The 13,904-nt window shown below is 57.7% G+C and carries 10 protein-coding genes; 7 read left to right on the plus strand and 3 right to left on the minus strand.

The window, feature by feature from the left end; genetic code table 11:
- From repA to LAC81_RS34605, 6 genes are all read left to right on the plus strand, one after another.
- Complete coding sequence (gene repA / locus LAC81_RS34580) at nucleotides 1-1,224, plus strand: plasmid partitioning protein RepA (protein ID WP_223730741.1); 1,224 nt, start codon at nucleotides 1-3, stop codon at nucleotides 1,222-1,224.
- A gap of 51 nt (nucleotides 1,225-1,275) precedes the next feature.
- Nucleotides 1,276-2,256: a plasmid partitioning protein RepB gene (repB, locus tag LAC81_RS34585; RefSeq protein WP_223730742.1), complete on the plus strand. Its 981-nt coding sequence runs from the start codon at nucleotides 1,276-1,278 to the stop codon at nucleotides 2,254-2,256.
- A gap of 157 nt (nucleotides 2,257-2,413) precedes the next feature.
- Nucleotides 2,414-3,628: a plasmid replication protein RepC gene (gene repC / locus LAC81_RS34590; RefSeq protein WP_223730743.1), complete on the plus strand. Its 1,215-nt coding sequence runs from the start codon at nucleotides 2,414-2,416 to the stop codon at nucleotides 3,626-3,628.
- A gap of 1,472 nt (nucleotides 3,629-5,100) precedes the next feature.
- Nucleotides 5,101-5,964, plus strand: a complete 864-nt coding sequence (locus tag LAC81_RS34595; protein ID WP_223730744.1) for a Ku protein — start codon at nucleotides 5,101-5,103, stop codon at nucleotides 5,962-5,964.
- 3 nt (nucleotides 5,965-5,967) lie between these two features.
- Nucleotides 5,968-8,517, plus strand: a complete 2,550-nt coding sequence (ligD, locus tag LAC81_RS34600; protein WP_223730745.1) for a DNA ligase D — start codon at nucleotides 5,968-5,970, stop codon at nucleotides 8,515-8,517.
- 11 nt (nucleotides 8,518-8,528) lie between these two features.
- Nucleotides 8,529-8,738: a KTSC domain-containing protein gene (locus LAC81_RS34605; protein WP_223730746.1), complete on the plus strand. Its 210-nt coding sequence runs from the start codon at nucleotides 8,529-8,531 to the stop codon at nucleotides 8,736-8,738.
- 18 nt (nucleotides 8,739-8,756) lie between these two features.
- On the opposite strand, the gene LAC81_RS34610 is transcribed toward LAC81_RS34605, so the two are convergent.
- Complete coding sequence (locus LAC81_RS34610) at nucleotides 8,757-9,569, minus strand: Ku protein (RefSeq protein WP_223730747.1); 813 nt, start codon at nucleotides 9,567-9,569, stop codon at nucleotides 8,757-8,759.
- Nucleotides 9,570-10,231: 662 nt separating this feature from the next.
- Between LAC81_RS34610 and LAC81_RS34615 the strand changes: the two genes are divergently transcribed.
- Entirely contained in the window at nucleotides 10,232-10,861 is a 630-nt protein-coding gene (locus tag LAC81_RS34615; RefSeq protein ID WP_419195926.1) for an NUDIX hydrolase, read from the plus strand.
- Here LAC81_RS34615 and LAC81_RS34620 read toward each other — a convergent pair.
- Entirely contained in the window at nucleotides 10,805-11,722 is a 918-nt protein-coding gene (locus LAC81_RS34620; RefSeq protein ID WP_223730748.1) for a recombinase family protein, read from the minus strand. The genes LAC81_RS34615 and LAC81_RS34620 overlap by 57 nt on opposite strands.
- Before the next feature lie 242 nt (nucleotides 11,723-11,964).
- Nucleotides 11,965-13,131 (minus strand): ATP-binding protein, encoded by a 1,167-nt coding sequence (locus LAC81_RS34625; protein ID WP_223731027.1) that lies wholly within the window; start codon nucleotides 13,129-13,131, stop codon nucleotides 11,965-11,967.
- Nucleotides 13,132-13,904: the final 773 nt, after the last annotated feature.

Below are 13,904 nucleotides of genomic sequence, written 5' to 3' on the forward strand. Positions count from 1 at the left end.
ATGAACGCTAATTCGCCATCCTTGGCTCCGGTGCAATCGATGCACTTCGAGGATCTGATCCTCGAACAGGGCGATCTGATTTCGAAGAAGCTGCACCTCTTGAGCATGCAGCAGTTCCCGCCGAATGCCAAGAAACTGCTGCGCCAGTTCTCCCTATCGGAAGTCGCTGAGTTCCTTGGCGTTTCGCAAAGCACGCTGAAGAAGCTCCATCTTGAGGGAAAAGGCCCTGTCCCGCAGACGTCGTCCTCGGGCAGGCGTTCCTACAGCGCTGAGCAAATGCAGGAATTGCGGCAGCATCTTGACCAGCATGGTCGCTCGGAAGCGCGTAATTACGTGCCGCACCGGCGCGCCGGCGAGAAGCTGCAAATTATTGCGGTCGTCAATTTCAAGGGTGGTTCAGGCAAGACCACGACGGCAGCACATCTGGCGCAATACATGGCGCTCACGGGCCATCGTGTCCTGGCTGTTGATCTCGATCCGCAGGCTTCGCTGTCCTCGCTTCATGGCTTCCAGCCTGAGCTCGATCTGACGCCATCTCTTTACGAAGCGATCCGCTATGACGATCAGCGGCGGTCGATCTCGGACATCATCTTGCCGACCAATTTTCCGGGTCTCGATATCGTACCGGCGAACCTCGAACTGCAGGAATTCGAATACGACACGCCGCTTGCGATGACGAACAAGAGTTCGAATGACGGCAAGACCTTTTTCACGCGCATCTCGCGCGCGCTTGCAGAGGTTGAAGATCGCTACGACGTGGTCATCATCGACTGCCCGCCGCAACTGGGTTACCTGACGATCACCGCACTTACTGCTGCGACAAGCGTGCTCGTCACCATCCATCCGCAGATGCTCGACGTCATGTCGATGGGGCAGTTCCTGCTGATGCTGGGCGGTATCCTGAAACCGATCCGCGAGGCAGGCGCTGCGGTCAATCTCGAGTGGTATCGTTACGTCATCACGCGCTATGAGCCGACGGATGGGCCACAGGCCCAAATGGTTGGTTTCATGCAAACCCTGTTCCACCAGTTCGTCCTGAAGAACCAGATGCTGAAATCGACAGCGATCTCGGATGCCGGGATCACCAAGCAGACGCTTTATGAGGTCGACAAAGCCCAAATGACGCGTTCGACCTATGAGCGTGCGATCGAATCGTTAAATGCAGTCAATGCAGAAATTGCGGAACTCGTGCATGCGTCCTGGGGGCGGAAAGTGGCCGGCTGAGAGAAATTGAGCCGCGACACGCAGTCGATTTAAGGGAATTGGAGCAGGCAGATGGCGAGAAAAAATCTACTGGCGGGACTGGTAGACGCAGCGGAAATCCAGCAAGCGGATGTCGCGCCGGTCTATCCGATGCGCGGAGCATCGAAGAGCATGGTGCGTTCGCTCGACGAACTCTCCAAGCAAGCCGACAAGTTCCTTGAGGGTGAAGTCGTCGTCGAGCTTGACCCTTCGACGATTGATGGATCCTTCGTCGCTGATCGTTTGACCGACAACCGCGAGCAATTTGAGGAATTGAAAGCGGCCATCGGCGAACGCGGCCAGGATACACCGATCCTGGTTCGGCCTCACCCGACCGTGTCCGGCCGCTATCAGATCGTTTTCGGCCATCGCCGTGCGCGTGTGGCGCGCGAACTTGGCCGCAAGGTCAAGGCAGTCGTCAAGGCAATCGATGACCGAGCGCACGTCATCGCGCAGGGCCAGGAAAACTCCGCCCGTGCCAACCTCTCGTTCATCGAGCGTGCGAGCTTTGCCTCGCGCCTGGAGGGGCTGGGCTACGACCGCGGCGTGATCGCTTCGGCGCTCGCAGCGGACAAGACCGCTGTCTCCAAGATGATGAGCGTGACGGAGCGCGTGCCGCTTGCCGTCATCGAGCAGATCGGTGCGGCACCCGCGACGGGACGCGATCGCTGGCTCGAACTGTCCTTTCTGGTCGGCAAAGCCACAAATGCAGACAAGGTGAACGACATCGTCACCGACCCGGGCTTCGGCTCACTTGAAAGCGACGAGCGGTTCAACGCGCTCTTCAAGGCGCTGAATACGTCTGGGCAACCGGTCAAGAAGGTATCACTGAAATCCAAGGAAAGCTGGCAGACGAGCGACAAGGCCGTCTCAGCTCAATATTCGAACTCCGGCAAGGCATTCGAACTATCGATGAAATCGAAGAATGCTGGCCGGTTCGGGCAATATCTCGCTGAAAACCTCGATCGGCTCTATGCCGAATTCCTGGCAGCGAATGACGTGAAGGAAAACTGAACGCGCAAAAGAAAAAGGCCCCCAGACGGTAACCATCGTGGAAGCCTCTCTCATCGTTTAGCAGCCTGAGAATCGCATTTCCACGAATCACAGTCAAGAGTATTTGGCACCGGAACGGGTGAGCGGACGTTTTTTGCCTGAAAGTAGGTGAAAGAGGATGCAAGGTGGGAATGTGACGACGCCCTTCGGGCGGCGGTCGATGACGCTCGGCATGTTGGCAAGCCAATACATGTCGCGTGACATCGCGCCCGAGACATCGGCCGACAAGTGGAAGCTGTTCCGCGCGCTTTGCGAGGCAAAGCCGAGGCTCGGCATCAGCGAACGTGCTCTTTCGGTGATGAATGCTCTCTTGAGCTTCTACCCGGAAACGACCCTTTCTGAAGAGAACGGGCTCATCGTGTTTCCGTCGAACATGCAGCTATCGCTGCGTGCTCACGGCATGGCCGAAGCAACGTTGCGGCGTCACATCGCAGCCCTTGTCGACGCCGGCCTGCTTTCGCGTCGAGACAGCCCCAACGGCAAGCGCTACGCCCGCAAGGATGGGGCGGGTTCCATTGACGAGGCCTACGGGTTTTCGCTTGCTCCATTGTTGTCGCGGGCTCGAGAGATCGAGCAAATGGCCGCAGAGATCGAGATGGAACGGTTGCGGCTGCGTCGCCTTCGGGAACGCTTCACGATATGCCGCCGTGACATCGGCAAGCTGATTGAGGTCGCTCTCGACCAGGGTGTTCGGGGCGATTGGCAGGCAATCCATGAGCATTATCGGAGCCTGGTGGTCTCTATTCCGCGTGTCGCCACGGCAACCGCGATAGCACCGATCCTCGAAGAACTGGAGATGCTGAGGGAAGAAGTCTCCAACCTGCTGGAAATGCGCGTAAAATCTCAAAATTTGAGCGGCAATCCTGATCAGACTGAGCGGCACAAACAGAATTCAAACCCCGAATCTAGTTATGAACTTGAACCTAGCTCTCGAAACGAGCTGGGGGCGAAGCCGAGCAAGACGGCCGTACCGCCGAGCGAGCCGATGAAGGCGTTCCCGTTGGGGATGGTCATGCAGGCCTGCCCGACCATTGCCGACTATGGCCCAGGCGGCACGATCGGGAGTTGGCGCGACCTGATGCAAGCGGCCGTGGTGGTGAGGACCACACTGGCGGTCAGTCCCTCGGCCTATGAAGATGCCTGTGAAACTATGGGACCGGAAAATGCAGCCGTCGTGATGGCATGCATTCTCGAGCGGGCCGGGCATATCAACTCGGCCGGGGGATATCTGCGCGATCTGACAGCAAGAGCGCGGCGCGGTGAGTTTTCGCTGGGGCCTGTGCTGATGGCGCTTTTGCGGTCAAGGGGCGGCGATCATCGAATAGCCTCTTGATGGCGGCAGCATATCGGCCAGGTGCGGAGGGAGCACAGTTAGGTAGGCGACGAAGGAATAGCTGCCCTCGACTGAGCTCCCCAAAAACCGGTCGTTCTCGATGAGCATAAACCAGATCTGGATGGCGAGGCTGGCGTCAATGAAAGGCAATGCTCCCGACTTTGGTCGGCTTAGCGAGATGAGACATGAGGTTGGAAACCCTGGTTCAGCGTGCCGGACGAATGTCGACCAACGGTGTGACGCTCCGGAACGACAGCTTGTCCGAAGAGCTGCAATCGGGAGAGCGCAGGTCGCGGCACCAGTGACGTTACAACAGTCGTCACGCCCTCTGAGAAACCTCAGGTTCATCAAGGGTGCGGCTTTTCTTTGAAAAGGCAGTCACGCGCTTAGCTCGTGCACAAGCAAGTACGGGAATTGATACAAGGCTGCGCCCCCTCCCCTCCTCGGCGACGCTGCGTGTGTCAGCTCAAAAGCCACTCCGTTCGGTTCAAATTCTTGAGCGATGGTTCGCAGACCGGCAAATTGCTGATGAATGAGAAGGCGAAGGAGAATTGGCTATTTCGCAGCCGGCAGATGTTCAGTTGAGTTTCGCGGACGATGCAGGTTGAAAATCGACGGACTTTGGATGAGGCGATGAAAGGAATTGGTTCGGTATTTGTTGCGCTCGCGACGGCGATGATAGCGGTACTGGTTTAGGCAGTGCCGATGTCCTACCTGTCCTTGGGACGCACGGATCCGCGGATGGTACAACTGGTCCTCGAAAAACGGGAGGAGTTATTGAGGCCCGCCGCACTCGCGCTGCTATGCTGGATACCGGCGCGAGCCACTCCACGGCATGACTACTGCAAATGGGTACCTGGGCTATCGCTCATACCGCAAATACAACCGCTTTCGGCTCTGCTATGGGCAGCGGCGGGAATGCGTGTCGCCGAGCTCCTGAATTTGAACGCGCTTGGTTGACGATAGTTCGTAAGCCGCCTGTCCGAATGACTGGCTTCGCTATGCCCTTGTCGGCTTCCAGTCTGACGAGTGGGAGCCACACCATCCTGTGGCGTCACTTTTCAATGTGTTGCGGTTCGAAACGGGCGTACATCGTGCACCGACTCGGATTTTTTGAGAACTTTTCACCAGATGGTCCGGAGAGTTCGTTTCGTCATCTCTTCCGATGCACCTATCGTCGGCGGAGCGATTTCGAGTCTGGTGAGCTTCCTAAAAGGAAGTAAATACCGTCTTCAACAGAGGGTTTGCTCGCATCGTATTACGTCAGGCAAAACTTTTACCGCCTGGCGTCTTCTCAGCCGATTTTTCGCCCGAGGACCGCGGCGGTGCCACACCTTTAGAGACACACAGACGATTGCGCAGTTGGCCGTGGTCGCTTCCTGGAGATAATCGGAACAAACAGCGTATCGCTACGTTCGACATCGTATCAAGACGCCGCGATTGGCGGCGGCCGAAGTATGATGAGGTACGCCGTGGCACCGAGGGCAATTTGGAAAGGCTTCTTGAAGGTGGCGGAGGTCAGCTGCCCGGTTGCACTCTACACAGCGGCTTCGACATCCGATCGAATTGCGTTTCACACGATCAACCGGGCGACAGGTCACAGAGTACGTCGGGAATTCGTAGACGCCGCCACCGGCAAGGCGGTCGAAAAGGACGAGCAGGTGAAGGGCTACGAACTCGGGTCTGGCGAATACGTCGTGCTTGAACCGGATGAGATCGCCGCGGCGGTTCCTGAGAGTGACAAGACCCTCTCCGTTTCAAGCTTCGTTACCTGCGGTGAGATCGATGACCTGTATTTCGACAAACCCTACTATCTTGCGCCCGCCACGAAAGTTGCAAATGAAGCCTATGCCCTCCTTCGCGAAGGGATGCGGAAAAAACAGGTGGCGGCTATAGCCAGGGCCGTACTGTTCCGTCGTGTCCGCACTCTATTGATCCGCGCCTATGACGATGGGCTGATCGCAACGACGCTCAACTTTGACTACGAGGTCCGATCGGTCAACGACGCCTTTGCCGAAATTCCCGACATGAAGATCAAAGGCGAGATGCTGGAGCTCGCGGAGCACATTATCAAGACCAAGAAGGGCGAGTTCGATCCGAGCGCGTTTGACGATCGGTATGAAACGGCCCTTGGTGAGCTGGTGAAGGCCAAGCTCGAGGGCAAGAAGATTGAACCGCGTAAGGAGCCGAAACGCGAAAAAGTCGTCGATCTGATGGAGGCCTTGCGCCAGAGCGCGGGCATGACGCCAAAGACGTCAAAGGCGGCCGGCACGGCTTCGAAGAGGACGCACGGCCGGACTGCCAAGGAGGCGACGCCACGAAAGAAGGCGAGCTAGTGCATGGGCCTTGAGACGTACAGGAAGAAGCGAGATTTCAAAGCGACGCGTGAGCCCAAGGGGCGAAAAGCGCGCCGGCAAGGACACAGCTTTGTCATCCAGAAACATGACGCTACCCGCCTGCACTATGACTTCCGGCTGGAACTGGAGGGTGTTCTTGTAAGCTGGGCCGTCACGAAAGGACCGAGCCTCATTCCCGGTGAGAAGCGCCTCGCGGTGCATGTCGAGGATCACCCTCTCGATTATGGCGACTTCGAAGGCACCATTCCAAAGGGCGAATATGGCGGCGGTACCGTCATCGTGTGGGATCGCGGTACCTGGGAGCCCATCGGTGACGCAAAACGTGGCTTGAAAAAGGGACATCTCGACTTTGCGCTGCATGGCGAGAAGCTTGGTGGTCGGTGGCACCTCGTTCGTATGGCTGGGAAGCCGCGCGAGAAGCGAGAAAATTGGCTCCTTATCAAAGGGGACGATGAAAATGCGCGGGGGAAAACCGAATCGGATATTCTTGAGGAGCGCCCGGAGTCCGTCGTGACCGGTCGTCAGATCGAGGATGTTGCTGATGAAGCCCCGGGCTGGTCATCAAAGACGGGCAGGATCACAAAGAAGAAAAGGGAGAAAGCAGCCGGCCCCGTGCACGCGGTACGCAACTCGCCCAAGGCCTCATTGTCTGGTCTCGCCAGGATGGGCGGTGTGAAAGCGGCTGCCCTCCCCGCTTTTGTCGAGCCGTCTTTGGCGACGCTTGTAGCGAACGCGCCGGCGGGCAAACGCTGGCTGCACGAGATCAAGTTCGACGGATACCGGCTTCAGGTCAGGATTGATCAAGACGACGTCAGGTTCACGACCAGAGGGGGTCTCAATTGGACAAAAAAGTTTGGGGAGACGCTTCCGGGAGCCATGAAGGAACTCCCCTCCTCAGCTGCCCTCATCGATGGGGAATTGGTTGTCGAGAACGGTTCCGGCGCTTCCGATTTCTCGGCACTTCAAACCGACCTCAGCGAAGGCCGGAGCGAGAGGTTCGTCTTTTACGCCTTCGATCTCATGCATCTTGATGGTTGCGATCTGTGCGCCCTCCCCCTTATTGAACGTAAGCAACTTCTTGCAGAGCTTCTGGGCGGCGCTTCAGATCGCGTTCGGTTTAGCAACCACTTCGAAGAGGAAGGTGGTCTCGTCCTGCAGCACGCCTGTAGATTGAGCCTTGAGGGTATTGTCTCCAAACTAAGCGATGCGCCGTATAGATCCGGGCGCAACAAAAACTGGGTCAAATCGAAGTGTTCGTCCCGGCAGGAGTTTGTCATTGGCGGCTTCGTGCCGTCGACGACTGCAAACAAGGCAATCGGATCCCTGGTTCTCGGCGCCTATGACGACGGGAAGTTTTGCCACGTCGGTCGCGTCGGCACGGGCTACACTGCGACGGTCGCCACAGATCTCTATCGCCGACTCGAACCGACGCGCACCACCGCGAGCCCGTTTACCGAGCGCCTGAGCTCGGAGGAAGCGCGCCAGGTGCGATATGTGCGCCCGGATCTCGTCGCCGAGGTCGAGTTCAGAGCGTGGACAGCCGATGGTCATCTCCGCCATGCATCATTCCGCGGCCTTCGTGAAGACAAGCCCGCCAGTGCCGTCACATTGGAAGTCAGTAAGAGCCCCTCCCCCAAGGCGAAGCCGTCGCGCCGCACCGTGCCCCTCACCCACCCCGATCGGCTCTATTGGCCTGACAAGGGCGTGACGAAAGAAGGCCTTGCAGACTACTACGCCGATGTTTGGAGGTTTATCGCTCCTCATATCGTTGGACGGCCGCTTGCCTTGGTGCGGTGTCCGAACGGCATCACCGGTCAGCAGTTCTTTCAAAAACACGCCTGGAAGGGCCTCAGCCCCAAGATTGTGCTCGTCAATGATCCCAAGAATCCAGCCGATGAGAAATCGATCAGCATTTGGGATCTCGACGGGCTGATTGGCTTTGTCCAGGCAGCGGTTCTCGAAATCCATCCATGGGGCTCAACGGTCGCAAACTGGGAAAAGGCAGACAGAATCATCATGGACCTCGATCCGGGAGAGGACGTGCCATGGGGGGCGGTGGTTGAAGCGGCTTTTGAAACCCGCGATAGGCTTGAGAAGGCCGGCCTGGTTGCTTTCGTGAAGACGTCTGGGGGCAAAGGTCTGCACGTGGTTGCCCCTTTGAAGCAGAAAGCCACATGGCCGGACGTGAAGGCTTTTACCAAGGCAATCGCGGATGGCATGGCGTCTGAGACGCCTGAGCGGTTCGTCTCAACCATTACAAAGTCGAAACGGCGCGGGAAGATCCTCGTCGATTATCTGCGCAATCAGCGCGGCGCCACAGCCGTTGCCCCGTACTCGACACGTGCCCGGTCAGGCGCGCCTGTATCAGTGCCCTTGTCTTGGGATGAGTTGGATACCGTGGTCGGGCCAGCTTATTTCACGGTGGAAAATACTCCCATTCGGCTTTCAAGCCTGAGCGTCGATCCTTGGGAGGATTTTCGTGCGGCCGCGGCTGGGTTGCCGAGCAAGAGCAATCAATTCAAAGCCCGTTGATTGGAGCGTCGATGCCGTCCAATTTGATCAGGAAAACGGGTTATGATCCGCAAACGCGCACACTTTTCGTCTGGTTGCAGACGACTGCGAATCGCTACGAATATGATAACGTGCCGCCCGAGACATACGAGGAGTTTCTCCAGGCGTTTTCCAAGGGGCGGTTCTTCAACCGCTACATCCGCGACCGATACAAATATCGTGTCGTACCGCCGGGCCAATGAAACGGCTCGGCGTTGATCTTAGCGACCGCCCTTTTTCTTTGGCTCCGCGCCAATGCTCTTGCGCAAGGCGTCCATGATGTTGATGACGTTGCCCGAGCCCGCCTCTTCGGGAGCTTTTTCCTTGGGCAGCTGCTTTTGCTTCTTCTTCGTCTTGGCCGCAATGATATCCAGCAGACGGGATTGCACGGGGTCGCTCACCATTTCCGGGTTCCAAGGCCTACTGCGTTCTTCGATGAGCGTCGTGATGAGCTCAAGCAATTTGGGGTCCGTTTTGGGGTTGGCGTTGTTTTCAAACAGCTCCCCCTCCCCTCGCACTTCGCCGCCATAGCGCAGCGTCCATAGGATCAGTCCCTTGCCCCTGGGCTCCAGCATGACCGCCCGTTCACGGCGATACATCACGACCCGCGAAATACCGACTGTCTTCGTCGCGACCATTGCATCGCGGATAACTGAAAACGCCTCCTCGCCGACTGGATCGTCGGGGACCAGAAAATGCGGGCGGTCATACCAGAGCCACTGGATGCTGTCGGCGGGAACGAACATGTCGATGTCGATCGTGCGCGTGCTTTCCAGACCAACGGCGTCAAGTTCCTCGTCTTCCAAAACGACATAATCATCCTCGCCGCGTTGATAGCCTTTGACCTCGTCGGCCTCGTCGATGGGCTTGCCAGTCACCGCGTCGACATATCGCGATTCGACGCGATTTCCTGTCTTGCGATTCAGCGTGTGAAAGCGCACCTTCTCATTCTCGCTGATGGCCGGCGTTAGTGCCACCGGGCAAGTCACGAGCGATAGCTTCAGATAACCTTTCCAGAATGTGCGGGGCGCCATTTGTTTCGTCTCTCGTGGGTCTCTGGCATCATTGGTTGAAACCTTCCCGCGGACAGAATGTTCCCCAACGTTCCTGGCAGTAAGCCAAAAAAGATACTTTCCACGCACAGCGTCAACAGATTGAATTTGTGAAAGAATCTGGACAAATTGCCGGCCGGCAACTGAAGGTTAGTGGCGTTCGTGCGGCCCTGGAGTCGGAGAGTTGGTTGGGAAAGTTGTCTTCTCTTCTTGCCGAGTTACGGCCCCGGGCTCTGAAACCATCAAGGGCGTCCCTAAAAAGCCCTACGCTTTGTCAACGTAACGAATGGATAAGTCATTGAAAATAAACATTAACTTGTCGATATTGCCTGCCGGCAACTTTTGAAATGTGTAAACAGTTTCCCGTACGAGTGGTCCCGCCTTAGTCCACACGCCGGCGCAGTCAAGAGTTTGGAACGGTCGCACGTAGGGATCCGAACCGCCAAGAGCCCTCAGACACTGGCACGCACAAGGAGGCGCCGCAAAGAACGGCAATCGATCGGGAGATGGCGTGCGAACAAAGTGGCACATAGAACTCAATCGAATGGGCGGTCCGCATTTGGAGGAACCCAATCTCATCTCGTCAGTTTTGCGACATTCCGGGCTGGTCCCGGTCCTCTTGGGAGTCGGCCAAACGTGTCGTCGTGAGCGCAGCGAAGGACGGTAATCCAGTGAAGAATGGGCGGACGCCGAAACCAGTCAAAGATCAGAAACTCCTTCAGAAGCTTGCTCGGAATCCGGAGAATCTGTTCGCCAAGCCCTTTCGCCAGCAATACGGAGCTTTGTGCTTTCGGCAAAAGGACGGGTGCTCGGAAGTCGAGATCCTGGTCATCAGCTCACGCCAGAGCGGGCGCTGGATCATTCCGAAGGGTTGGCCGGTGAAGAAGAAGATGCCTCATGAATCGGCGGAGATTGAAGCTTTGGAAGAAGCCGGCGTGAGCGGCCGTTCGAACAGTTCAGCTGTTGGGTGCTACACCTATTTGAAAGAGTTGGATGACGGCAAGGTCGTTCCCTGTGTCGTAGATGTGTTCGAGATCGAGGTCACGAAGACGGACAAGGTCTTCAAGGAACGTGGGCAGCGCGTGTTTGATTGGGTAAGCCCTGAGGAAGCGGCGAGACGCGTTCGTGAGGTTGAGCTAAAGGCTCTGCTGGCACACTTCAAACCGACCGCAATGGGCGAGACGGAGGCAGCAGAAGAGCCCCTGACCTCAACAAATTCAGGACCGGATGAGGCCGAAGCGCCTGGCCTCGTCGAGGAGGTCGCGGACCGCTGACGACTGCCACTTCCTCCCTCCACCCGGTGGCGGCTCTTGCATTTCGTCCAATTGGGCCGCGATATCGCGCAGTGACAGGCTGGGATCGGCGATCGCGACGCATGCGACCAGGCGCATCAGATCATGTTCTGGCGGCCGACGCGGAGATCGCTTCAGGAGCTCCGGATCTGCGAGTTTCTCGCGCACCATCCGATGAACCGCGCGGCGCAGACGTTCGACAGTCCAGCTGTGACCTCTTCGAGTGAGAATGCGAACAATGTCTTGCCAGCTATGGTCGGGACGTAGCCGTTTCACGGTCGGCAGCCACGTTTGCGCGGACGCGACCAATTCGTTCAGGTAGGCCCGTTCGCGAGCCGCCGATACGGCGCGCAACGCCTCCGGCCGACGTTCCCGCAGGCCAGGATTGCCCGCACGGCGGCCGCGTGCCTTGGCGGCATTCATACCGGATTTCGTCCGTTCAGAAGCCAGTGTACGTTCCATGCGAGCGATTGAGCCCAGCACTTGCAGAGCAAACATCCCTTGTTCCGTCGAGGTGTCGATCGGATCGGCCAAGGAGCGGAAATGGATGCCGCGATCCTTCAGGTCTTCGAGAACACCGAGCAAGTCGGCAAGCGAGCGGGCAAGCCGATCAAGGCTTGCGACGACGAGGACATCGCCATGAATGAGATCCTTCAACAGCGTCGAGAGTACCGGCATTGACCTCGATGCATCTGCTCTATGCTCTTGATAAATGCGGCCGCAGCCCGCCAAGCGCAATTCGTCTAGTTGCGTGTCGTTGGTTTCCTCACCTGCCGAAACGCGGGCGTAGCCGATAATGCGCTGCGGCTGAAAGACGGGTTCGATATTGGTTGTTTTGATCATATGGCAAAAGCGTCGGCGCTTAAGAGGACTGGACGGATGAGAAATGCGTCAGTGGTCAGTTGTTTGCAAGTACGTGTTCGTAGGCAGGCGAGGGAGCAAATGCGCACGTTTGGGCTTTCCGTCTTGGCTGCGGACAGAGGTCGCCTCTCGCGGATACCCACGTGCATGTTCGCCAGGAGTGCCTTCAACAGCATTATCGGGTCCTTAGATCTCGATGCGTGATAGCGGCTGCACAGACGCGTTCAAGCGAGATCGCGCAAGAGTTCGGCGGCGGCAGCCAGCGGCATCGCATGGACGTTCTGGCTGAGGGGGAACACCGTGTTGCCAGAATAGACGACGAGCCGTCGTTCGGGATCCATGTCCTCGCACGCAAGGTAGAAGCCCTTTTCGAGTTTTGGGGCGAGGCTGCGCGTGATGTCGATCGCCCAGGGACGTTGCCCGGCGGGCGTTATGAGTAGGTCGATTTCAGCGCCGGCGGACGTTCGATAGAAGTTCACCTTGGTGCCGAAAGGGACCGCTGCAAGTAGCGTTTCTATGACGAAGCCTTCCCAACTGGCGCCCGCGATAGGGTGCCCAAGAACGTCCTCCTGTGTCGTCAACCCGAGAAGCGCATGGAGGATACCGCTGTCTCTGACATAAATTCGAGGCGATTTGACGAGACGCTTGCCGATATTGGATTGCCAGGGTTCCAGGCGCCGGACCAAGAGAAGATCGACGAGTAGGTCGAGGTGATGCGCAACGGTCTTGCCGTCGACGCCCAACGCTCGGGCGAATTCAGCGGCGTTGAGAAGGCTCGATTGCTGATGTGCGAGCATCTTCCAGAAGCGTCTGAGCGTCTCGATCGAGATGCGTGGAGCAAAATACGGGATGTCCCGCTCGAGATATGTTCGGATGAACTCCTGCCGCCAACGGTGGCTGGATTGGTCGCTTTCGGCGAGAAGACTAGCGGGAAATCCTCCACGTGCCCAAAGCGTGTTGATGAGTTTCTCCGGTACTTCCAAGCCATCGATCGGCTGCAGTTCAAGACAGGCGAACCGGTCTGCCAAAAGTCCACCGAATTGTTGCAGCGGGCCGATCGACGTGGGGCTTAGGAGCAGAAACCGTCCCGGCTCCCTCCCAATTCTTCGCCTACGTTCGAAGTAGTCATGCAAGTGATGGAAGAGGTTTGGCAGCCGATGAACCTCATCTAAGATGACCAGCTTGTCTCCATGCCGCTCGAGATATAACTCCAGTTCGATGAGCTTGGCACGGTCGGCCTCCGATCCCAGATCGAGGTAAATCGTGGGGCGCTCTTGGGCGAGGGTGAGTGCGAGCCTCGATTTCCCAACCCCGTGCGGACCTATAAGGGTAACCGCAGCATCGGTGTCGAGGAGATTTGTCAGCGTGGTTGTGATCTGGCGTTCTATCATCCTTGCATTTGTGGAGTCTGGCTCCAGAATTGCAAGGTAGATTTGGATCATAGCCGCGCTGTGTCTGGTTTGCGCGCGATCTTTACCAAGTCGATAGGCCTTACCTTGGCTTTTGCACAGCATCGCTATAGAGGCGCGCTGCATCAGGGATGTATGCAGGGACTGCCGCAGGGCTTCGTGACGGGTGTGGTGCGGTTGGCCGCGTCGGTCAGCAAGCCCAATCTCAATTTTCATGAGCGGTCACGAGTGCCGCATCGAATTCGGCCCATAGGTCTATCGGCTGGGGGAACACAGGCTCTACAAGGCCATTATTTCGGAAGGTCCGTAAACATTGCGCATCGGGGCAATGTCGGAAGTCTGGCCCTGTCCACTTGTGGCGGCTTGAGGGGAGGGGAGTTCTCGTCGTGATGGTCTGGGCGAACCGGTCCATAGTCGAGAAGATCAACCCGCATTGTCGGCACTTTGGATCGGCGCCGCCCACCGGAAATCAAATGCCGGAAGAAGCAGTGCTCGATCGTGCAGATCGACGGGACGGTCGCCGGTGCAAACGATCAGGGGCTTACGTTCCGGGCCGCTTTCCTGCTCTTTCGTTGCTGCGGGCGCATGCTCGAACGGACCGCAAGACGCAGAGCCGCTTTGATGGGGCGGTTTATTCACCGCGCAAAGCACCGCTAACGGGTAAGGATCGACCCGCTCGTCAGACGCCGAAGGGTCGTGTCGGGGGCATGCGGTCCTTTGGTCCGACGCGGGCAGGCGGCGCGCAGACCTTCTTC

This window comes from Ensifer adhaerens (genome assembly GCF_020035535.1).
Taxonomy (GTDB): domain Bacteria; phylum Pseudomonadota; class Alphaproteobacteria; order Rhizobiales; family Rhizobiaceae; genus Ensifer.